The following is a 22121-nucleotide window of genomic DNA, read 5'->3' as shown; positions in this document are numbered from 1 at the left end:
GGTGACGGACGGGCGGCGAGTCTTGTGGTCAGCGTCGAAGTCTATGCCCCGGCACTGACACTCCGAATGCATTCTGCGGCGCGAAGCGCCTCCGTGGGGGGCGGTGGTCGGGAGACGGGTGGGCCGGTCCACGCGTACCTTCGAGCGGGGGTCACGGGCACTCCCGCGAACCGTCACACGTTAGACCCCCGGACGGCCCGAGCCGTCCGACGAGACGTCCCGCACCAGGAGGCACCCAGCGATGTCGGTCCCGCAGCTCAACGACGAGCACCGCGGCGAGGAGATCCTCGCCGTCCTCGACACCGCCTTCGGCGAGCTCCTGGCCGCCGACCCGGCCGCGTTCCGCGTGAAGTTCCGGAAGATGGCGGCCTCGGCCTTCGCCTTCTACCGGGGGACGGCGTGCCTCTTCTACCACGACCTGGACGCGGAGAAGCGAACCGGACCGTACCTGGACGAGCGCACCTCGCGCGTGTGGATCCACGGCGATCTGCACGCGGAGAACTTCGGCACGTACATGGATTCGAACGGCCGCCTGGTCTTCAACGTCAACGACTTCGACGAGGCCTACGTCGGCCCCTTCACCTGGGACCTCAAGCGCTTCGCCGCCTCCGTGGCGCTGATCGGCTACGCGAAGGCGCTCAGCGACGAGCAGATCACCGAGCTGGTGCAGATCTACGCGGGCGCGTACCGCGAGCGCATCCACGCGCTGGCCACGGGCGCGAAGAGCGACGAGGTCCCGCCGTTCACCCTGGACACCGCGCAGGGTCCGCTGCTGGACGCGCTGCGCGACGCCCGCTCGCTGACCCGCTTCGGGCTGCTGGACTCGATGACGGAGATCCGCGACTTCGAGCGCCGCTTCGCCTCCGGCGGCGGCGCGGTCGAGCTGGACGCGGCCACGCGCTACAAGGTGCTCGCCGCCTTCGACGGCTATCTGGAGACCCTGCCGGACGCCTCGCTGGCCCGCCCGGACTCCTACCGCGTGAAGGACGTGGTGGGCCGCCGCGGCATCGGCATCGGCTCGGCCGGGCTGCCGTCGTACAACATCCTCCTCGAGGGCCACAGCGACGCCCTGGAGAACGACGTGGTGATCTACATCAAGCAGGCGCAGACCCCGGCGGTCTCCCGCCACATCCCGGACGAGGCGATCCGGGACTACTTCCAGCACGAGGGGCACCGCACGGTGATCTCCCAGCGCGCCCTGCAGGCGCACGCCGACCCGTGGCTGGGCTGGACCGAGCTGGACGGCGCCGGGCAGCTGGTGGCCGAGGTCTCGCCGTACGCCGTGGACCTGGACTGGGGCGACATCGACGAGCCGGAGGAGATCGCGCAGGTGGTGGCCGACCTCGGCCGGGCCACGGCCACGATGCACGCGGCGGCGGACGACACCTCGGGCGAGTCGCTGGTGCCGTTCTCCACCGAGCGCGCCATCGACGCGGCCATCGCCGCCGACGAGGAGAGCCTGGCCCCGCTGCTGGTCGACTTCGCCCACACCTACGGCGCACGCGCGCGCGGCGACCACCAGATCTTCCTGGACCTGTTCCGCAACGGCAGGATCCCGGGTCTGTGAGGTCGCGCACCCTCACAGAAACCCTTTAGGGATCCCTTACCGGAGCACGTGACACACTTTCTCCGCCATGGACATATCCGGAACCCAGCTCAGAGCCGTCCGCGCGGCACTGTTCACGGCAGTGGTCGTGACGCTCAGCACCGCGTCGCACGTGCTGCTGTCCGGGGCTCCCCTGCCGCTGAACACGGTGGCCGCGATCGCCGCCGCCGTGTTCGTCCTGGCGTACGCGCTGGCCGGCCGGGAGCGTTCCTTCGGGCACATCGCGGCGCTGCTGATCCCGCTGGAGCTGGCCGCCGACACGGTCTTCACCACCGGCCAGCACGTCTGCTACGGCCGGGCGGGCGGGCCCGTCGCGGGTCCGCTGCGCTCGGTCGGCTTCGACGTGCTGTGCGGTGACGGCACCAGCGTGGGCACGCCGCTCGCCCGGATGACCGGCACCGCGGACACCGGCGGCGACCGGCTGGCGGGCCTGCTCGCGCAGGCCGACCCGAGCACCGCCTGGCTGCTGCTCGGCGCGCACATCGGGGTCGGCCTGTTCGCGGCGGCATGGCTGCGCCGGGGCGAGCGGGCACTGGCCCAGCTGCTGCGAGCGGTCGCGGCGACGACGTTCCGCCCGCTCCTGCTGGCGGTGGCGGCGGTCTCCGCGCCGCAGGCGCCCCGCGTCCACCGCCCGTCGCGCCCCGCGGTCCACACGCCGACGGCCCGCCGGCTCCTCCTGTCGCACTCCCTGGGACGCCGGGGACCCCCGTGCTCGCTCACCTTCGCGTGACCTGACCCGAGCACGACAGTCCCCCCGTACACATCCCACACGTCTCACGTGTGCGTCCCCGTGGAGAACACCCATGAGCAAGCGAAACAGCCAGGCAGCCAAGTCCGCGGCCCGAGAGCGCCTGCGCGCGGAGCGCGAACGCCAGGCCAAGCGGGAGAAGGCCAAGCGCCAGATCATCGTCGCCGGTTCGATCGTCGCCGTCCTGGCGATAGCCGGCGGCATCGGCTACGCGGTCGTCCAGGGCAACGAGCCCTCGGGCTGGGAGAAGGCCGCCGAGGCCAAGGTGGTGGCCCCCGCCAACACCTCCGGCAAGAACGGCACCACGGTCACCATCGGCGAGTCCGGGACCGACAACGTGGTCCACCTCTACGAGGACCCTCGCTGCCCCGCCTGCGCCTCCTTCGAGCAGAACATCGGCGAGACCGTCAACAAGGGCATGAAGGACGGCGACTACAAGCTGTCCTTCACGCTGGGCACGTTCCTCGACGGCAACCTGGGCGGCGAGGGATCGAAGAACGCCCTCAGCGCGCTCGGCGCCGCGCTGAACGTGAGCACGGACGCGTTCCTCGACTACAAGGCCGCGCTCTACTCCGCCGAGTACCACCCCTCGGAGTCGACCGACGAGTTCGCCAAGGACGACTACCTGATCAAGGTGGCGAACACGGTCGACGCGCTGAAGAACAACAAGAAGTTCCAGGACGCCGTGAAGAAGGGCACCTACGACGCCTGGGCGATGAAGATGAGCGACTCCTTCCAGAACACCGATGACGTCCAGTCGACCCCGACCATCAAGATCAACGACAAGGTGATCGAGAACCCGGGCACCGTCGCCGAGTGGCAGAAGGCACTGAAGGACGCCGGCGTCACCAAGTGACCCGCGTCGGCGGGTGACGTCGGACAGAAGGACGGCGAACGAGCGGGCGAACTTTGGCGAGTTCGCCCGCTCTTGCATGTACCTGCCAGTAACCTGATCGGCTGTGACCAGTCGATACAGATCATCCGAGAGCGCCGTCTCCGCCACCGCGGACGCCAACTCCCTTTCGCCGCGCCGCCGTACGGTCGTCAAGGCAGCCGCCGCCACCGCGGTGCTGGCCGGACCGCTCGCCGCCGCCCTGCCCGCCCGCGCCGCCACCACCGAGGCCCCCGCCTTCCTGCACGGCGTGGCCTCCGGCGATCCGCTGCCGGACGGCATCCTGCTGTGGACCCGGGTGACGCCCGTCCCGGAGGCGACCCCGGGCTCGGGGACCGGCCCGGACACCGAGGTGAGCTGGACCGTCGCCCGGGACAAAGCGTTCACCGACGTCGTCGCGAAGGGGTCCACCCTCGCCACCGCCGCCTCCGACCACACCGTCAAGGCGGACATACGCGGCCTGCGCCCGGCCACCGACTACTGGTTCCGCTTCTCCGCCGGCGGCACCGACTCCCCCGTCGGCCGCACCCGCACCGCCCCGGCCGCCGACGCCGCGGTGACCGGTCTGCGCTTCGGCGTGGTCTCCTGCGCCAACTGGGAGGCCGGCCACTTCGCCGCGTACCGCCATCTCGCGGCCCGCGGCGACCTGGACGCCTGGCTGCATCTCGGCGACTACATCTACGAGTACGGCACCGGCGAGTACGGCACCCGCGGCACGGTCGTCCGCCCGCACACGCCCGCCCACGAGATCGTCACCCTCGCCGACTACCGCCTCCGTCACGCCACGTACAAGACGGACCCCGACCTTCAGGCCCTGCACGCCAAGGCACCGGTCGTCGCGATCTGGGACGACCACGAGTTCGCCAACGACACCTGGTCGGGCGGCGCGGAGAACCACACCGAGGGCGCCGAGGGCGCCTGGGCAGCCCGTCAGGCCGCCGCAAAGCAGGCGTACTTCGAGTGGATGCCGGTGCGCCCCGCGGTCGAGGGCACCACCTACCGCCGGCTGCGCTTCGGCAAGCTCGCCGACCTGTCGCTGCTGGACCTGCGCTCCTTCCGCTCCCAGCAGGTCTCCCTCGGCGACGGCGAGGTCGACGACCCGGACCGCACGCTCACCGGCCGCGCCCAGCTCGACTGGCTGAAGGCGGGCCTCACGGCCTCCGACACCGCCTGGCGACTGGTCGGCACCTCGGTGATGATCTCGCCGCTCGCCTTCGGTTCCCTCCCCGCGAGCCTGCTCAAGCCGCTCGCGAAGCTCCTGGGGCTCCCCCAGGAGGGCCTCGCCCTCAACACCGACCAGTGGGACGGCTACACCGACGACCGCCGCGAACTCCTCGCGCATCTGCGGGCCAACGCCATCCGCAACACGGTGTTCCTCACCGGCGACATCCACATGGCCTGGGCCAACGACGTGCCCGTCAACGCCGGCACGTACCCGCTGTCCGCCTCCGCAGCCACGGAGTTCGTCGTCACGTCGGTCACCTCCGACAACCTGGACGACATCGTGAAGGTCCCCGAGGGCACGGTCTCCGCCGTCGCCTCGCCGCTGATCAAGGCCGCCAACCGGCACGTCCACTGGGTCGACACCGACCGCCACGGCTACGGCGTGCTGGACATCACCGCCGAGCGGGCGCAGATGGACTACTACGTGCTGTCCGGCCGTACGGCGGGCGCCACCGCCACCTGGGCCCGCTCCTACCGCACCCGCAGCGGCACCCAGAAGGTCGAGCGCAGCTACGACCCGGTCTGATCCCTCCCCGGATCAGTCCAGCGAGTCGAGGAAGCCGAGCGCCACCCGCCAGGTGGCCTCGGCGGCCTCCGCGTCGTGGTCCGGCAGGTCGGGGTCGGTGTAGAGATGACCGGCCCCGGCGTATCTGTACACCTCGACGTCCGCTCCGGCCTTGCGCATCTGCAGATACCAGGCGCTCAGCCAGTCGTCGGTCTCGAACGGGTCCGGCTCGGCGACATGCAGCTGCACCGGCAGCTCGTCCACCTGGGCGTTCGCCGCGATGTCCGACGTGCCGTGCAGAAGCAGCAGGCCGCGTGCCTTGTCGTCGCCGAGGGCCAGCGTCTGGGCGACGGAGGCACCGAAGGAGAATCCGGCGTACACCAGCCCTCTCTCCGAGTAGGGAGCGGCGGCCAGCACGGCCCGCTTCAGCAGTTCGTCCTTGCCGATCGCGTCCTTGTGGGCCATGCCCTCCTCGACCGATTCGAAGGTGCGGCCCTCGAAGAGGTCGGGCGTCCACACCTCGTGTCCGGCCGCGCGCAGCCGGTCGGCGGCCTGCCGCACCGCGGGCCTCAGACCGTAGGTCGAGTGAAAGAGCATGATGTTCATGCCGACCATGGTGCCAGCCGGGTGTGACAGTGCCGGGTGCGCGGCACTACCCCCCGCCCCGCGGAAGTCACATGTTCATACCCGCCCGGGGCCGGTTAGGTTCGCAGGCATGGATGACGTGCTTCGCCCGCTGATCGTGGTCGGCGGCTCGGTCGTGCTCACGCTGCTGCTCGGCTGGGCCACCGACATGCTGCTGCGCAAGGCCGACGAACGGCACCCCGAGACCCCCCTGTGGGGGCTGCTGCGCCGCGGTCGCATCCCCTACCAGCTGGTCCTGTGCGCGGCCCTGCTCAGAGGGTCGTACGTCGAGGCGCGCGTGTTTCCCGAGCACCGGGTCGGCATCGGCCAGACGCTGACCCTGGTGCTGATCGGTTCGGCCGCCTGGCTGGTGATCCGTATCGCCGCGGCCGTGGTCGAGACGTCGTACACGCGCTACGCCAGCGCCCGCGCCCACCGCGATCCGGCGCGGGTCCGCCGGGTGCGCACCCAGGTGACGCTGATCAGGCGGGTGGTCTCGGCGATCGTCGGCGTGGTGGCGGTGGCCGCGATGCTGCTGACCTTCCCGGCGATGCGCGCCGCCGGCGCCTCGCTGCTGGCCTCGGCCGGCATCCTCGGCATCGTCGCCGGTGTCGCCGCCCAGTCGACGCTGAGCAACATGTTCGCCGGGCTGCAGATCGCCTTCGGCGACATGGTGCGCATCGGGGACACGGTGGTCGTGGACGGCGAGTGGGGCACGGTCGAGGAGATCACCCTGACCTTCCTGACCGTCCGCACCTGGGACGAACGCCGGATCACCATGCCGGTGTCGTACTTCACGTCCAAGCCGTTCGAGAACTGGTCGCGCGGCACACCGCAGATGACCGGCATCGTCTACTGGCACCTCGACCACACCGCCCCGCTGGACGCGATGCGCGACAAGCTCCGCGACATCGTGCGCGAGTGCCCGGCCTGGGACGGCCGCGCCTACGACCTCACCGTCACGGACACCACCCCCCACACCATGCAGGTGCGGGCCCTGGTGACGGCGAAGGACGCGGACGATATCTGGACGGTACGGGTCACGGTCCGCGAGCAGATGATCCGCTGGCTGGCCGACGAGCACCCCTACGCCCTGCCCCGCATCAACACGGCGGACGCGGTCCTGCGGCGGAGCCTCGACGGACACGGCCCCTCCCCCGACGGCGTACCGACGGCGCGGCACGCGCAGGGGTCACCCATGGAGCAGTGAGGCAGTCCACGCACCGTCAGTGACCGCGCTCGGCGCCGCCGTTGACCTGGATGATCTGCGAGGTGATGTGCGCGGCGCCCGGGGAGGCCAGCCAGTGCAGCGTCGAGGCGATGTCCCCGGGCGTCCCGGCCCGCTTGTCGGAGGTCTCGGCGACGAGCCGCGCCCGCCGCTCCTCGTCGATGCCGTCGCCGAAGAACGCGGTGTCCTCGACATAGCCGGGTGCGACGACGTTCACGGTGATGCCGTGCGGGCCCAGCTGCCGGGCCAGGGCGTGGGCGTACGGGTGCAGCCCCGCCTTGGCCGCCGCGTAGGCGACCTGGCCGGAACCGCGGTAGGCGGCGATGGAGCTGAGGAACAGCACACGCCCGCCCGGTTCGGCCAGCCGGTTCCTGAGGGCCTCGGTGAGCAGGACGGCGGTCAGCAGATTCAGCCGGAAGTTGACCGTCCAGTGCCGGGCGACGGCGTCCAGCGGATCGTCCCCGCCGACAGCAGGCTCGAGCAACCCGTTGCCCCCGGCGCTGTGGATCAGTACGTCCACGGCCCCGAACTCCCGTCCCACGAAACCGGCGACCCCGCGCACGGCCTCCGGATCGGCGAGATCGGCGGCGTAGGTCAGCGCCCCGGGCACCCCGGCCCGCTCCAGCACGTCCCCCCGCCGCCCGATCAGCAACACCTGATCCCCATCGGCGGCGAACATCTGAGCGGCGGCCAGCCCGATCCCGGTACCGCCCCCACTGATCACAACGTTCCGAGTCATGAACAGACCCTACGAACAGAAAGCCGCCGACGGCGTTCAAGCCCCACGGGAAACGCCCACCTCTCAGCCGAGTGGAAACGGACGGTGCGCGGGCGGGAGATCGACGTCAGCGCAAGCTCCGCACATCCAGATGCCGCAACACCCGGTCCACCACCTCGGGATCCGCCCCCGGCTCACTCCGCGCCGCCAGCACCTCGTGCCGCGCGGCACTGAGCATCTCCCCCTCGATCCGCCGCACCTGCTTCACCCGCTGTGCCCGCTGCCGGTACGCCTCCCGCCGCTCGTCCTCCGCCAGCTCCGGACTGATCCGCACACCGATGTCGAAGGCCCGCCGCAGCATCCGCTCCGACAGTTCCTCCGACAGCTCCTCCACCTGCTCGATCTCCCGCAGCCTCCGCTTCGCCGCCTTCGCGGCCCGCACCGCCAGCTGCCGTTCGAACTCCTGCTCCCGCTCGGTGTCGGCCTCCACCCCCAGCCGCTGCACCAGCCACGGCAGCGTCAGCCCCTGCAGCAACAACGTCGTCATGATCACGCCGAAGGCGATGAAAATGATCTCGTTCCGGTCCGGAAAGGCCTCCCCCGCGTCCGTCTCCAGCGGGATCGCCAGGGCCAGCGCCACCGAGGCCACCCCCCGCATCCCCGCCCACCACATGACCACCGTCTCGCGCCAGCTGACCGGGATCTCCTCGTCGACGTCCCGCGCGGCGTGCAGCCGCTTGGTCAGCCAGGTCGCCGGCAGCAGCCACAGCAGCCGTACCAGGATCACCACGCCCACGATCGCCGCCGCCCAGCCGAGCAGCTCGCCCCACCGCCCCGAAGCGGTCCGGATCGCGTTGTGCAGCTCCAGCCCGACCAGCCCGAACGCGACGCCCGTCACGAGCGTGTCCACGATGTCCCAGAACGTGTGCCCGGCCAGCCGCGTCATCACATCGTCGGCGTCGGTGGCGTACTCCATCAGGAACAGCGCGGTGGTGAGCACCGCCAGCACCCCGGAGCCGTGCAGCTCCTCGGCCAGGACGTACGAGGCGTACGGCACGAGCAGGCTCAGCCCGATCTGCAGGGTCGGGTCGCCGAGCACGTCCATCAGCTTGTTGGCGCCCCAGCCCAGCGCGAGCCCGATCACGACAGCGACGACCGCCGAGAGCACCAGGTCCAGCCCGGCGTCCCAGACGGAGAACGTGCCGCTCACGGCGGCGGCGATCGCCACGTGGTACAGGACGATGGCGGTGACGTCGTTGAACAGCCCCTCGCCCTCGAGGATCGACACCAGCCGGCGCGGCAGCCCCAACTTCCCGGCGACCGCGGTGGCCGCCACCGGGTCGGGCGGCGCGACCAGCGCACCGAGAGCCAGCGCGGCAGCGAGCGGCAGACCCGGCACGATCGCGTGGGCGACGGCGGCGACGCACAGCATGGTGACGAAGACCAGCGCCACCGCCAGCAGGAAGATCGGTCTGACGTTCGCCGCGAACTGCCGCCAGGAGGTGCGCCGGACGGCGGCGTAGAGCAGGGGCGGCAGCAGCAGCGGCAGGATGAGATCGGGCGGGATGTCGACGTTCGGGACGAAGGGCAGCAGTGCCAGCACGATCCCGAGGACCGTCATCAGCACCGGCGCCGGAAGTCCCAGCCGGTCCCCCACCGGGACGCTCACCACGGCCCCGAGCAACAGGGCGAACAGCAGGGCCAACTGATCCACGGTCAGCGCTCCGGGAGGTTCGACGGTCGGGCGGCCGACCTCCAGCCTGCCACGCCGCCGCCCTCACCAGGGCGTTCGAACGCCCGGCTACAGAACGCGCCGCATGGCCCGGTGCGGTATGCCCGCGTCCGGGAACTCCGGCCCGTACGCCGTGTAGCCGAGCCGCTCGTAGAACCCCAGAGCGTGGGTCTGCGCGTGCAGGTCGACGGCCGTGAGCCCGCGTGCGCGTGCCGCCTCCTCGATGGCGCGCACCAGCGCCGCCCCGACGCCGAGCCCGCGCGCCTCCCGGGTCACCGCGAGCCGGCCCAGGGCGCCCACCGACGCGTCCCCGCCGTTCTTCGCGGCGGCGGCCTCGCCGTGCAGCAGCCGCCCGGTGCCGAGCGGTACGCCGTCCTCCCGCACCGCCAGCACATGCACGGCCCCGGCGTCGTACGCGTCGTACTCGATGTCCTCGTCGACGCCCTGCTCGGCAACGAAGACCTCCTTGCGCACCGCGAAGCACGCCTCGCGGTCGGCGGGCTCACGCGCCTCCCGTACGACGTAGGACCGGCTCATGCGTAGGTCTCCTCGCGCACCTGGTCGAGGGCTTCCTGAAGGTCCTCGGGGTAGTCGCAGGAGAACTCGGCCCACTGGCCGTCGCCGGGGTGCTCGAAGCCGAGCCGCACCGCGTGCAGCCACTGGCGGGTGAGCCGGAGGCGCTTGGCGAGCGTGGGGTCCGCGCCGTAGGTCAGGTCGCCGACGCAGGGGTGCCGGTGGGCGGCCATGTGGACGCGGATCTGGTGGGTGCGGCCGGTCTCCAGCTTGACGTCGAGCAGGGAGGCGGCGCGGAAGGCCTCGATGAGGTCGTAGTGCGTGACGGACGGCTTGCCGTCGGCGGTGACCGCCCACTTGTAGTCGTGGTTCGGGTGGCGGCCGATCGGGGCGTCGATGGTGCCGCTGGTCGGGTCGGGGTGGCCCTGGACGAGCGTGTGGTAGCGCTTGTCGACCGTGCGCTCCTTGAACTGGCGCTTCAGCGAGGTGTACGCCCGCTCCGACTTGGCGACGACCATCAGCCCGGAGGTGCCGACGTCGAGGCGGTGCACGATGCCCTGGCGCTCGGCGGCGCCGGAGGTCGAGATGCGGTACCCGGCGGCGGCGAGGCCGCCGATGACCGTCGGCCCGGTCCAGCCCGGCGACGGGTGCGCGGCGACCCCGACGGGCTTGACGATGACGACCACGTCCTCGTCGTCGTGGACGATCTCCATGCCCTCGACCGGCTCGGCGACCACCTGCACCGGCGCGGGCGCCTGCGGCATCTCCACCTCGAGCCAGGCGCCGCCGCTGACCCGCTCGGACTTGCCGACCACCGATCCGTCGACCGTGACCTTCCCCGCCGCGGCCAGCTCGGCCGCCTTGGTACGGGAGAAGCCGAACATGCGGGAGATGGCGGCGTCGACGCGCTCGCCCTCCAGGCCGTCGGGCACGGGCAGGGTACGGATCTCGGGAATCGTGCTCACCCGTCGAGTATGCCGGACGGGCCGGACAACCCCGTACGCGCGTTCAGTACGGCGGTCGGCGCCGCACTCAGTCCTTGTGGACGGTCCCGTCCGGGTCGAGGCCGCGGAAGGACAGCAGCACGATCAGGATGCCGCCGCACACGATCGCCGAGTCGGCCAGGTTGAACACGGCGAAGTGCTTGGGCGCGATGAAGTCGACGACCGCGCCCTTGAAGACGCCCGGGGACCGGAAGATCCGGTCGGTGAGATTGCCGAGGGCGCCGCCGAGCAGCAGGCCGAGCGCGATCGCCCAGGGCAGGCTGTACAGCTTGCGGGCGAGCCGGACGATCACCACGATCACCGTGGCCGCGATCATCGTGAAGATCACGGTGAACGCCTCACCGAAGCCGAAGGCCGCACCCGCGTTGCGGATCGCCTCGAACCTCAGCCAGTCCCCGATGATCTCGATCGGCTCGTGGTGCTCCAGCTTGGCGACCACGATCATCTTGCTGATCAGATCCAGGGCGTACGCCAGCGCGGCGACGGCGAACAGCACGAAGACCCGCCGCTTGCCGCGCGGGCGCTCCGCAGCCGCGGCCGTCTCCTCGGCGCCGGACCCACCGGTCGCGGCCTCGGCCGCCTGGGCGTCGGCCCGCTCCTGCCCGTCCCGGTCCGCGTCCGGGGTGTCCGGCGTACCGATGATGCGCTCCGCCTCTGCCACGTGAGTCCCTCAGCCCTAGGTGCTTGACTGAGGACGAGGGTACGGCACGTCGGCCGGTCAGTATCGGCGCTCCTGCTTCTGCTTGCACTCGACGCAGAGGGTGGCCCTGGGGAAGGCCTGCATGCGGGCCTTGCCGATGGGGTTCCCGCAGTTCTCGCACAGGCCGTAGGTGCCCGCGTCCAGGCGTTGCAGGGCGCGCTCGGACTGGGTGAGCATCTCGCGTGCGTTGGCGGCGAGCGCCAGCTCGTGCTCACGGGTGATGTTCTTGGTGCCGGTGTCCGCCTGGTCGTCGCCCGCTCCGTCACCGGAGTCCCGCATGAGCCCGGCCAGCGACTGCTCGGACGAGGTGATCTCCTCGCGCAGCCGCATCACCTCGGCCATCAGCTCGGTCCTGGCCTCCTCGACCTCTTCCGGCGTCCAGGGCTCCTCGCCCGGGCGCACCGCGAGATCGCCCGGCTCCGCCGCGGCGATCCGTGCCTTGGGTACGGCGGTCGCCTTCGCCGCCGTGGCCGTGCCAGGAGTCTTCTTCGCACCCACCGTCGTCGCTCCCGTCTGCGTCGCGGCCTCGGCCGCGTCCGCGCCAGTGGCCGTGCCACGCCCGGCCATGTCCTGTGTCCCCCCGCGGTCCCCGGCGCTGCCCGCCCCCGCGCTCCGCTGAGGAACCTCCCCTACGCCACCACCGGCGGCTCCCTCACCGACGGCTGCCGCCCTCCTGCCCGCGGCGGCCTTGCTCCGCGCGGCCTTCTTGCCGGGGGCCGCCGTCCTGCCCGCGGCACCCTTCCCACCCGCGACGGCCGTCCTGCCCGCGGGCTTCCCGGCCGCGGCCACCGTCTCCGCTGCGGCCTTCCCGCCCTGGGCCGCCGTCTTGGCTGCGGCCTTCCCGCCCTGGGCCGCCGTCTTGGCTGCGGCCTTCCTGCCCGGGGCCGCCGTCTCGCCTGCGGCCTTCCCACCCGCAGCCATGTCCTTGGCAGCGGCCTTCCTGCCTGCGGGCTTCCCGGCCGCGGCCGCCGTCTTCGCTGCGGCCTTCCTGCCCTGGGGCGCCTTCCTGGCCGCGGCCTTCTTGCCCGCGCCGCCCGTCCCACCGGCGGCCGTCCCACCGGCGGCCTTCTCGGTGACGGCCTTCCTGCCGTCGGTCTCCTTGTCGTCGGTCCTCTCGCCCGCGGCAGTTGTCGTGCCTGCCGCCCTTCTCGCGACGGCTTTCTTGTCGACCGCCTTCTTCGCGGCGGCCTTCTTGCCGGCCGCCTTCCTGGTGACAGCCTCCTGGCCGGCGGCCTCCTCACCGGCCGCCTTCCCGCGGGCCGTCGTCCCGGACGTCGTCGGCGTCTTCTTCCCGGCGGAGCCCTTCGCCACACCGTTCCTCGCGGCTGCCGTCGCCTTCTTCGCCGCCGCCCGCTCGGCCACCGCCGTCTTCTTCCCACCCACCCCCTTGGCCCCACCGCCGTGCACGGGTCCGGGCCTGCCGGACGCCGACTGCTGGTCGGCGGTCTTCTTCGCCACCATGGCCGCGGCCCCTTCACATATTGTGATCTTGCTCGCGAATCGTGCTGGGACGATAAATCGACTTGAGTCCCGCGGCAACGGGGCACACCGCCCGATTCCCTCGCCCCGGAACGACGCGCGGCCAACCTGCATGCGTTGTGCCCAGCTCCCCGCCGGGTATGCCGCCGAGCCGGACGTCGCTGCACTCGATGCGGCCCACCGCCCCATTCGGGGCATGTCACCCACGAAAACCGGTCGGCCGCCGTCCCCGCCTCGCCGTACACTGGGCGGAGCGAAAAGCGTGGATGGGGACGAGTAGCGGCGTACGCAGCCCAGAGCGACCCGGGGACGGTGTGAGCCCGGGGGCGAGCGCGACGTGAAGATCACCCCGGAGCCGCCGGAAGAAAGCCGCAGGAGCCCCGCAGGGGACCTCGGCGAGTAGAACCGGCATCGCGACCTCAATGAGGGGGCTCACCGGCGCACACGACGCACCGGGGGCCAAGGAGGGTGGTACCGCGGGAGCGCGCCGAAACCGGCGTACGGAAAGACACGGCTCTCGTCCCTCCGGACGGAAGGCAGCAAGTCCGCCGGAGGAAGCTCGCTGATGACAACGCCGACGTACCGCCAGGTACCCGCCCAGGTCGACCTGCCCGCCCTCGAGCACGCGGTGCTCGAGTTCTGGCGTGAGCAGAAGATCTTCGCCAAGAGCCTGGAGCAGTCCGAGGGCCGCCCCGAATGGGTGTTCTACGAGGGCCCGCCCACCGCCAACGGCATGCCGGGCGCCCACCACATCGAGGCGCGCGTCTTCAAGGACGTCTTCCCCCGCTTCCGCACCATGCGCGGCTACCACGTGGCCCGCAAGGCCGGCTGGGACTGCCACGGCCTGCCCGTGGAGCTGGCCGTGGAGAAGGAGCTGGGCTTCTCCGGCAAGAAGGACATCGAGGCGTACGGCATCGCCGAGTTCAACGCCAAGTGCCGCGAGTCCGTGCTGCGCCACACCGACGCCTTCGCCGAGCTGACCACCCGCATGGGCTACTGGGTCGACCTCGACGACGCGTACGTGACCATGGAGCCCGAGTACATCGAGTCGGTGTGGTGGTCCCTGAAGGAGATCTTCAACAAGGGCCTGCTGGTCCAGGACCACCGCGTCGCCCCCTGGTGTCCCCGCTGCGGCACGGGCCTGTCCGACCACGAGCTGGCCCAGGGCTACGAGACGGTCGTGGACCCGTCCGTCTACGTCCGCTTCCCGCTGACCTCCGGCCCGCTGGCCGGCGAGGCCGCGCTGCTCGTCTGGACGACGACCCCCTGGACCCTGGTCTCCAACACGGCGGTCGCCGCCCACCCCGAGGTCACCTACGTCGTCGCCACCGACGGCAAGGAGAAGCTCGTCGTCGCCGAGCCGCTGCTCGCGAAGGCTCTCGGCGAGGGCTGGGAGAGCACCGGCCAGACCTTCACCGGCGCCGAGATGGAGCGCTGGACGTACCAGCGCCCCTTCGAGCTGGTGGAGTTCCCGGAGCCCGCGCACTTCGTGGTCAACGCCGAGTACGTGACCACCGAGGACGGTACGGGTCTGGTCCACCAGTCCCCCGCCTTCGGTGAGGACGACCTCAAGGTCTGCCGCGCCTACGGCCTGCCCGTGGTCAACCCGGTCCGTCCCGACGGCACCTTCGCCGAGGACGTGCCCCTGGTCGGCGGCGTCTTCTTCAAGAAGGCCGACGAGAAGCTCACGGCCGACCTCGACGAGCGCGGTCTGCTCTTCCGGCACATCCCCTACGAGCACAGCTACCCGCACTGCTGGCGCTGCCACACCGCGCTGCTGTACTACGCGCAGCCGTCCTGGTACATCCGCACCACGGCGATCAAGGACCGTCTGCTCGAGGAGAACGAGAAGACGAACTGGTTCCCGGACACGGTCAAGCACGGCCGGTACGGCGACTGGCTGAACAACAACATCGACTGGGCGCTGTCCCGCAACCGCTACTGGGGCACCCCGCTGCCGATCTGGCGCTGCGAGGACGACCACCTCACGGTCGTCGGCTCCCGCGCGGAGCTGACCGAGCTGACCGGCACCGACCAGTCAGGCCTCGACCCGCACCGCCCGTACATCGACAAGGTCACCTTCGCCTGTCCGCAGGACGGGTGCGGCAAGACCGCCACGCGCGTGCCGGAGGTGATCGACGCCTGGTACGACTCGGGCTCGATGCCGTTCGCGCAGTGGGGCTACCCGTACAAGAACAAGGAGCTGTTCGAGTCCCGCTACCCCGCGCAGTTCATCAGCGAGGCCATCGACCAGACCCGCGGCTGGTTCTACACGCTGATGGCGGTCGGCACGCTGGTCTTCGACAAGTCCTCGTACGAGAACGTCGTCTGCCTCGGTCACATCCTCGCCGAGGACGGCCGCAAGATGTCCAAGCACCTGGGCAACATCCTGCAGCCGATCCCGCTGATGGATCAGCACGGCGCGGACGCGGTCCGCTGGTTCATGGCGGCGGGCGGCTCGCCGTGGGCGGCCCGCAGGGTGGGCCACGGCACCATCCAGGAGGTCGTCCGCAAGACGCTCCTCACGTACTGGAACACGGTCGCCTTCCAGGCCCTGTACGCCCGTACGTCCGGCTGGGCCCCGTCCGAGGCCGACCCGGCCCCGGCCGAGCGCCCGCTGCTCGACCGCTGGCTGCTGTCCGAACTGCACGCGCTGACCGACCAGGTGACCCAGGCGCTGGAGGGCTACGACACCCAGCGCGCCGGCAAGCTGCTGTCCGCGTTCGTCGACGACCTGTCCAACTGGTACGTCCGCCGCTCGCGCCGCCGCTTCTGGCAGGGCGACAAGGCCGCGCTGCGCACGCTGCACGAGGTCGTGGAGACGGTGACCAAGCTCATGGCGCCGCTGACCCCGTTCATCACCGAGCGGGTCTGGCAGGACCTGATCGTTCCGGTCACCCCGGGCGCCCCGGAGTCGGTGCACCTGTCCTCGTGGCCGGAGGCGGACCTGTCCGCGATCGACCCGGAGCTGTCGAGGCAGATGGTGCTGGTGCGCCGCCTGGTGGAGCTGGGCCGGGCCACGCGCGCGGAGTCGGGCGTCAAGACGCGCCAGCCGCTGAAGCGCGCGCTGATCGCGGCCGGTGGTTTCGACGCCCTGCACCCCGAGCTCCACACGCAGATCACCGAGGAGCTGAACGTCGAGTCCCTGGCGTCCCTGTCCGAGGTGGGCGGCTCGCTGGTGGACACCACCGCGAAGGCCAACTTCCGCGCGCTCGGCAAGCGGTTCGGCAAGCGGGTCCAGGACGTGGCGAAGGCCATCGCGAACGCGGACGCCGCCGCGCTGTCCCTGGCCCTGCGCGAGGGCACTGCGTCGGTCGAGGTCGACGGTGAGACGATCACTCTGGCCCCGGACGAGGTGATCATCACGGAGACGCCGCGCGAGGGCTGGTCCGTGGCCTCGGACTCCGGCGCGACGGTCGCCCTGGACCTGGAGATCACGGAGGAGCTCCGCCGTGCGGGCCTGGCCCGTGACGCGATCCGCCTGATCCAGGAGGCCCGCAAGAACAGCGGCCTCGACGTGGCGGACCGCATCGCCCTGCGCTGGACGGCGACGGACGAGGCGACGGTCGCTGCGCTCACCGCGCACGCGGACCTGATCGCCGAGGAGGTCCTGGCCACGGACTTCGCCCAGGGTGAAGCGGACGACACGTACGGCAGCCCGTTCACGGACGAGGGCCTGTCCCTCACCTTCCGACTCCGCAGGGCCTGACACCGCCAGGGGCGCGGGGAACTGCGCGACAAGCCACACCGCACCCGCAGCCACCCGACGCCCCCGCCCGGCAGACGCTCAGGCACCGAAGGCCCGGGGCCACCAAGAATCTTGGTGGCCCCGGGCCTTCGGCGTTGTGTCCTACGGACACACCACCCACTCTCGAACAGCCGGCGCAGCAAAAGGGCGGGGCCCCGGATTCTCACCCGGGGCCCCGCCCTGAACGCTGCCGACTGCTACGCCGTACTCATGGCCACGAAGGCCGCAGACTGCCTCAGTTGTCGTCCTCGTCGATGAGGAACCCCCGCATGGGCGAGGGCGCCTGCCCCATCGGCGACGGCCCCTGCGGCCGCACCGGCGCCATCGGCTGGGTCATCGCCGGCTGCATCTGCTGCTGACCGCCGTAGGACGGACCGGACTGGCTCGGCGAGCCGCCCATCGTCTGGTTGCCGCCGTAGGACGGCGCACCGGCACCGGCCGACGCCATGGAGGGCGCCGGGGACGGCGGCAGCGACGGCGCGGAGGGCGCCTGACGCGGCGGGGCGAGCGAGTCGTCCGCCTGGGTCTCCAGCTGACGCAGCTGCGACTCCAGGTAGGACTTCAGCCGCGTGCGGTACTCGCGCTCGAAGCCGCGCAGGTCCTCGACCTTGCGCTCCAGCGTGGCGCGGGCGGACTCCAGGGAGCCCATCGCGACGCGGTGCTTCTCCTGCGCGTCCCGCTCCAGGGCGTCGGCCTTGGCGCGGGCGTCCCGCTCGAGACCCTCGGCACGCGAACGCGCCTCGCCCACGATCTTGTTGGCCTCGGAACGGGCCTCCGCGATCGCCTGGTCGGCGGTCTGCTGGGCCAGCGACAGCACGCGGGCGGCGCTGTCGCCGCCGGGGCCGCCCTGACCGGGAAGACCGGGGCCGCCCATGGGGCCGCCCATCGGGCCACCGGGGCCCATCTGCCCCTGCATCGGGCCACCCTGGCCCATCGGCCCGGGACCCTGACCCATCGGGCCGGGACCCTGCGGGCCGCCCTGACCGCCGGGGCCGGCGGGCAGCTGGGGAGCACCGCTCGGCAGCTGGGGCGGACCACCCATGGGGCCACCCATCTGCTGCTGCGGCGGGCCCGATATCCCGGCGGGCACCGGAGCGCCCGGACCTCGCATGCCCTGCTGGGGCATGCCCTGGGGCGGGCCCTGCTGGTCCTGCTGCTCCGGGGGCTTGCGCATGTTCTGCTGGTTCTGCGCGGCGGCGCGCGTGGCCGCGGCCAGCTTGGCGCGCAGGTCCTCGTTCTCGCGGAGCAGGCGCGTCAGTTCGGCTTCGACCTCGTCGAGGAAGGCATCGACCTCGTCCTCGTCATAGCCTTCTCGGAGGCGGACGGTCGTGAACTGCTTGTTCCGCACGTCCTCGGGGGTCAACGGCATCTCTTCACCTCAACGTAGTCATCGGCAGTCGGCAAGACCGTATCGTCCACAGTCACCTCGCGAGATTGCCCACGATCGAGATCAGGATGTAGACGATGATCATCAGTACGAAGAAGGACAGGTCGAGCGCCACGCCCCCGAGACGCAGCGGCGGGATGAACCGCCGCAGAAGCTTCAGCGGTGGATCGGTGACAGTGTAGGTGGCCTCCAGGACGACCACCATCGCCTTGCCGGGTTGCCACGAGCGGGCGAACTGGAAGACGTAGTCCATGACCAGACGGAAGATGAGCACGATGAGGAACACCATCAGCGCGATGTAGATCACCTGCGCGAACACGCTCATGGTCTGTCTTTCCCTCTCCCCTGTGCCTTGCTCGATCCGGTCCTGCGTCTTCAGCTCTGGTTGAAGAACCCGCCCTCTGCGATGCGGGCCTTGTCCTCCGCCGTGACATCGACGTTAGCAGGCGACAACAGGAACACCTTCTGCGTCACCCGCTCGATGCTGCCGTGAAGACCAAACACCAAACCGGCCGCAAAGTCGACAAGTCGCTTCGCGTCTGTGTCATCCATCTCAGTCAGATTCATGATCACCGGGGTGCCTTCACGGAAGTGTTCCCCGATGGTACGGGCCTCGTTGTAGGTCCGCGGGTGAAGCGTGGTGATCCGGTAAGGCTCTCGTTCCGACACGACCTTGGGCATGATCACCGGTGCGTTCTTCTCCAGGCTTGCGCGTTCTTGTGTGATGGACGCCACGGGCGCGATGCGTGCCGGGCGGGCGGATTCCGCGGGAAGCGAAGCGGAACGGGCGACCGGTTCGCGAGGCGCGGGCGGCTGTACGATTCGTACCTCTTCGTCCCTTTGGGACTGGTGTGCCCCGTGGGCGCTGTGCGAACCGTGGGACTGGTGGGACGATTCGTGCCGCCGGTGGTCCCGCTCGGGCTCCGGGTCGAGTTCCGGTTCGAAGTCGTCGTCTGGGTCGAATCCGCGGCCGTCGTAACCATCGTCCTCCACGAGGCCGAGGTAGACCGCCATCTTGCGCATCGCGCCGGCCATGCTCTGAGTCCTCCGCTCTGTGGTGGATTCGCTGACGACCGCCAAGTGCCCGCGATCCACGTGGTCTTCATGTCCACCTTTCGGCGGCAATGACCATATTTTCTGCTGTGGTCCGACTTCTTGGCGACGTTACCCGAGCCTGGGGCGGACTCCGAGTACCGCACTGCCGACGCGTACATGTGTCGCTCCGGCGGCAACGGCCTGTTCGAGGTCCGCACTCATCCCCGCAGAGACCATGTTCGCAGCCGGATGGTTCCTGCGCAGGTCGGTCGACAAATCCATCAACCGCTCGAAGACCGCCAGTTCGCGTCCCGCGTACTCCCCGGTGAGCGGCGCCACGGTCATCAGCCCGTCGAGACGCAGCCCCTCGGACCGCGCCACCAGGTCCGCCAACTCCGCGATCCCCTCGGGCGCCACGCCGCCGCGCTCCCCCCGGCCGCCGACTCCCGCGTCGAACGCGACCTGGATGAGACAGCCCAGCTCACGCCCGGCCCGCACCGCCTCCTTGGACAGCGTGGTGACCAGCCGGGCGCGGTCGACCGACTGCACGACATCGGCGTAACCGACCACGGAGCGCACCTTGTTGGTCTGAAGCTGACCGACGAAGTGCCAGGAAAGGGGCAGATCCGAGCAGGCGGCCGCCTTGGGGGCGGCGTCCTGGTCGCGGTTCTCGGCGACGTGGCGCACACCGAGTTCCGACAGGATCCGCACATCGCTCGCCGGGAAGGTCTTGGTGACCACGATGAGGGTGACCTCGTCGCGCGTACGTCCGGCGGCGGCGCACGCGGCGGCGATCCGCTCCTCCACTCTCGCCAGATTCGCGGCGAGTTCGTCCTTACGGTCCGTCATGCCCCATCAGTCCAGCCACACATAGCCCGCGAGCCGACCGGTGGTGCGGTCGCGGCGGTACGAGAAGTGATCGTCCGACTCCAGCGTGCACACCGGCGCCTGCTCCCGGTCGCACACCTGGAGCCGTTCGAGCTGGGCGTGCACTCCGGCGCTCACGTCGACCGCGGGTGTGCCCCAGCTCGTCCGGGCGTGCGCCGTCGGCTCGGCGGCGGCCACCTCGGCGCGCATCGCCTCCGGCACCTCGTAGCACCGGCCGCACACGGCGGGTCCGGTGCGGGCGACGATCCTGGCCGGATCGGCGCCGAGTTCCGTCATGGCCCGCACGGCGGCGGGGACCACCCCGGCGACCAGGCCGGGCCGCCCCGCGTGGGCCGCGGCGGCGACGCCGGCCACCGGGTCGGCGAGCAGCACCGGTACGCAGTCGGCGGTGAGCACGGCGAGGGCGAGACCGCGCCGCGCGGTGACGATCGCGTCGACCTCGGGGACCGGGCGGTCTCCCCAGGGCTCGTCGACGACGGCCACGTCGGCGCCGTGCACCTGGTTCATCCACACCACCCGGGCCGGGTCCACCCCGAGGGACTTCGCGGCCAGTTCACGGTTCGTGCGCACGGCGTCGGGATCGTCGCCGACCGCCCCGCCAAGATTGAGCTCCTCATACGGAGCGGCGCTCACCCCGCCCCACCGGTCGGTGAAGGCGAAGTGCGCGCCGCTCACGCACTCGCGCTGTCCTATCACTTCAGGAAGTCCGGTACGTCCAGCTCCTCGGCCGCGCTGTCCGCGTAGGTCCGCGACGGCGGGACCGGCGTCTGGGCGGGCGGAAGGTCGGCCACGGGCTCCGCTGCGACCGGCTCCGCCTCCTCCTTCGGCGTGACGCTGCCGAGCGAGCCGAAGGACGGGCGGCTCTCGGCGGGCCGCGCCGGGGTCGGCTCCTCGCGCTTGGTGGAGGACGAGCCGATCACGTTCTCCCGGCGGGAGGGCGGCTGGCCCCCGTCGAAGCCGGCGGCGATCACGGTGACCCGTACCTCGTCGCCGAGGGCGTCGTCGATGACCGCGCCGAAGATGATGTTGGCCTCGGGGTGGGCGGCCTCGCTGACCAGCTGGGCGGCCTCGTTGATCTCGAACAGGCCGAGGTCGCTGCCGCCGGAGATGGACAGGAGCACGCCCCGGGCGCCGTCGATGGAGGCCTCGAGGAGCGGCGAGGAGATCGCCATCTCGGCGGCGGCCACCGCGCGGTCGTCGCCGCGGGCCGAGCCGATGCCCATGAGGGCCGAACCCGCCTCGGACATGACCGACTTGACGTCGGCGAAGTCGAGGTTGATGAGGCCGGGGGTGGTGATGAGGTCGGTGATGCCCTGGACACCGGAGAGCAGGACCTGGTCCGCCGACTTGAAGGCGTCGAGGACCGAGACCTGGCGGTCCGAGATGGACAGCAGCCGGTCGTTGGGGATGACGATGAGGGTGTCGACCTCTTCGCGGAGCTCGGCGATGCCGTCCTCGGCCTGGTTGGCGCGGCGCCGTCCCTCGAAGGTGAACGGGCGCGTGACCACACCGATGGTGAGGGCACCGAGCGAGCGGGCGATGTTGGCCACGACGGGCGCGCCGCCGGTGCCGGTGCCGCCGCCTTCACCGGCTGTCACGAAGACCATGTCGGCCCCCTTGAGGACCTCCTCGATCTCCTCGCGGTGGTCCTCGGCGGCCTTGCGGCCGACGGCCGGGTTGGCTCCGGCGCCGAGTCCGCGGGTGAGTTCGCGGCCGACGTCGAGCTTGACGTCGGCGTCGCTCATCAACAGAGCTTGCGCGTCGGTGTTGATGGCGATGAACTCGACGCCCTTGAGACCGACCTCGATCATCCGGTTGATGGCATTGACACCACCGCCGCCGACACCGATGACTTTGATGACTGCGAGGTAGTTCTGCGGTGCTGCCACGTCGAAGGCCTCTCGCCTCGAGTTACGTGTCGCCGCCTCACGGCGTTGCCGCGATCCGACGACTGATGCCGAATGGGACGGTCCGTATCGCCGACCCGAACCCTAACGTTGAAGTTTAGGGTTACCAGTGTGTCTGTTCCCTGGAGTCTTCTGAACAGGACACTAAGTCGACAAGTGGCGCACGTTCAACGAACACGCCGA

General features: G+C 71.0%; 19 protein-coding genes. 6 read left to right on the top strand and 13 right to left on the bottom strand.

All coding sequences use genetic code 11. The features are described from left to right. Positions 1 to 241: 241 nt before the first annotated feature. From AB0412_RS02910 to AB0412_RS02895, 4 genes are all read left to right on the top strand, one after another. Positions 242 to 1567 carry a DUF2252 domain-containing protein gene (locus AB0412_RS02910; protein WP_366400651.1) on the top strand — a complete coding sequence of 442 codons (1326 nt, stop codon included), beginning with the start codon at positions 242 to 244 and terminating at the stop codon, positions 1565 to 1567. Positions 1568 to 1634: 67 nt separating this feature from the next. After that, positions 1635 to 2336, top strand: a complete 702-nt coding sequence (locus tag AB0412_RS02905) for a hypothetical protein (protein WP_366400650.1) — start codon at positions 1635 to 1637, stop codon at positions 2334 to 2336. Positions 2337 to 2409: 73 nt separating this feature from the next. After that, a complete protein-coding gene (locus tag AB0412_RS02900; protein WP_366400649.1) occupies positions 2410 to 3210 on the top strand; it encodes a thioredoxin domain-containing protein in 801 nt (266 codons plus the stop codon). A 103-nt stretch (positions 3211 to 3313) separates the two neighbouring features. Further along, positions 3314 to 4996 (top strand): alkaline phosphatase D family protein, encoded by a 1683-nt coding sequence (locus tag AB0412_RS02895; protein WP_366400648.1) that lies wholly within the window; start codon positions 3314 to 3316, stop codon positions 4994 to 4996. Positions 4997 to 5008: 12 nt separating this feature from the next. On the opposite strand, the gene AB0412_RS02890 is transcribed toward AB0412_RS02895, so the two are convergent. Continuing rightward, positions 5009 to 5581 carry a dienelactone hydrolase family protein gene (locus AB0412_RS02890; RefSeq protein WP_366400647.1) on the bottom strand — a complete coding sequence of 191 codons (573 nt, stop codon included), beginning with the start codon at positions 5579 to 5581 and terminating at the stop codon, positions 5009 to 5011. Between the two features lie 109 nt (positions 5582 to 5690). On the opposite strand from AB0412_RS02890, the gene AB0412_RS02885 reads away from it, so the two are divergent. Continuing rightward, a complete protein-coding gene (locus AB0412_RS02885) occupies positions 5691 to 6809 on the top strand; it encodes a mechanosensitive ion channel domain-containing protein (protein WP_366400646.1) in 1119 nt (372 codons plus the stop codon). A gap of 16 nt (positions 6810 to 6825) precedes the next feature. Here the strand turns inward: AB0412_RS02885 and AB0412_RS02880 are convergent, their stop codons facing one another. The 6 genes from AB0412_RS02880 to AB0412_RS02855 form a co-directional block, all read right to left on the bottom strand. Then, positions 6826 to 7566, bottom strand: a complete 741-nt coding sequence (locus AB0412_RS02880; RefSeq protein ID WP_366400645.1) for an SDR family oxidoreductase — start codon at positions 7564 to 7566, stop codon at positions 6826 to 6828. Positions 7567 to 7672: 106 nt separating this feature from the next. Then, positions 7673 to 9259 carry a Na+/H+ antiporter gene (locus tag AB0412_RS02875; protein WP_366400644.1) on the bottom strand — a complete coding sequence of 529 codons (1587 nt, stop codon included), beginning with the start codon at positions 9257 to 9259 and terminating at the stop codon, positions 7673 to 7675. An 87-nt stretch (positions 9260 to 9346) separates the two neighbouring features. Beyond that, entirely contained in the window at positions 9347 to 9814 is a 468-nt protein-coding gene (locus AB0412_RS02870; RefSeq protein WP_366400643.1) for a GNAT family N-acetyltransferase, read from the bottom strand. Continuing rightward, on the bottom strand, positions 9811 to 10755 hold the full coding sequence (locus AB0412_RS02865) for an RluA family pseudouridine synthase (protein ID WP_366400642.1): 945 nt from the start codon (positions 10753 to 10755) through the stop codon (positions 9811 to 9813). The genes AB0412_RS02870 and AB0412_RS02865 overlap by 4 nt, the downstream gene beginning before the upstream one ends. 67 nt (positions 10756 to 10822) lie before the next feature. Further along, positions 10823 to 11455 carry a signal peptidase II gene (gene lspA, locus AB0412_RS02860; RefSeq protein ID WP_366400641.1) on the bottom strand — a complete coding sequence of 211 codons (633 nt, stop codon included), beginning with the start codon at positions 11453 to 11455 and terminating at the stop codon, positions 10823 to 10825. Between the two features lie 57 nt (positions 11456 to 11512). Further along, a complete protein-coding gene (locus tag AB0412_RS02855; protein ID WP_366400640.1) occupies positions 11513 to 12955 on the bottom strand; it encodes a TraR/DksA family transcriptional regulator in 1443 nt (480 codons plus the stop codon). Between the two features lie 583 nt (positions 12956 to 13538). Here AB0412_RS02855 and ileS point away from each other — a divergent pair. Beyond that, on the top strand, positions 13539 to 16682 hold the full coding sequence (gene ileS / locus AB0412_RS02850; protein ID WP_366400639.1) for an isoleucine--tRNA ligase: 3144 nt from the start codon (positions 13539 to 13541) through the stop codon (positions 16680 to 16682). A gap of 274 nt (positions 16683 to 16956) precedes the next feature. On the opposite strand, the gene AB0412_RS02845 is transcribed toward ileS, so the two are convergent. The 6 genes from AB0412_RS02845 to ftsZ all read right to left on the bottom strand — a co-directional run bounded on the left by AB0412_RS02845 (position 16957) and on the right by ftsZ (position 21920). After that, positions 16957 to 18090 carry a DivIVA domain-containing protein gene (locus tag AB0412_RS02845; RefSeq protein WP_366400638.1) on the bottom strand — a complete coding sequence of 378 codons (1134 nt, stop codon included), beginning with the start codon at positions 18088 to 18090 and terminating at the stop codon, positions 16957 to 16959. A 52-nt stretch (positions 18091 to 18142) separates the two neighbouring features. Next, on the bottom strand, positions 18143 to 18433 hold the full coding sequence (locus tag AB0412_RS02840) for a YggT family protein (protein WP_004932337.1): 291 nt from the start codon (positions 18431 to 18433) through the stop codon (positions 18143 to 18145). Between the two features lie 50 nt (positions 18434 to 18483). Next, positions 18484 to 19143, bottom strand: coding sequence for a cell division protein SepF (sepF, locus tag AB0412_RS02835; protein WP_366400637.1), 660 nt, complete (start codon positions 19141 to 19143; stop codon positions 18484 to 18486). Between the two features lie 129 nt (positions 19144 to 19272). After that, the gene (locus AB0412_RS02830) at positions 19273 to 19992 is read right to left on the bottom strand and encodes a YggS family pyridoxal phosphate-dependent enzyme (RefSeq protein WP_366400636.1); all 720 of its coding nucleotides are present in this window, start codon (positions 19990 to 19992) and stop codon (positions 19273 to 19275) included. 6 nt (positions 19993 to 19998) lie between these two features. Then, positions 19999 to 20727, bottom strand: coding sequence for a peptidoglycan editing factor PgeF (gene pgeF / locus AB0412_RS02825; protein ID WP_366400635.1), 729 nt, complete (start codon positions 20725 to 20727; stop codon positions 19999 to 20001). Continuing rightward, positions 20724 to 21920 carry a cell division protein FtsZ gene (gene ftsZ, locus AB0412_RS02820; protein ID WP_366400634.1) on the bottom strand — a complete coding sequence of 399 codons (1197 nt, stop codon included), beginning with the start codon at positions 21918 to 21920 and terminating at the stop codon, positions 20724 to 20726. Before ftsZ ends, pgeF begins: the two co-directional genes overlap by 4 nt. Between the last annotated feature and the right edge of the window lie 201 nt (positions 21921 to 22121).

Source organism: Streptomyces sp. NPDC052012 (assembly GCF_040689265.1).
Lineage (GTDB): Bacteria > Actinomycetota > Actinomycetes > Streptomycetales > Streptomycetaceae > Streptomyces.
Note: the sequence above shows the minus strand (reverse complement) of the source record. Positions and strands in the feature narration are given on the sequence as shown.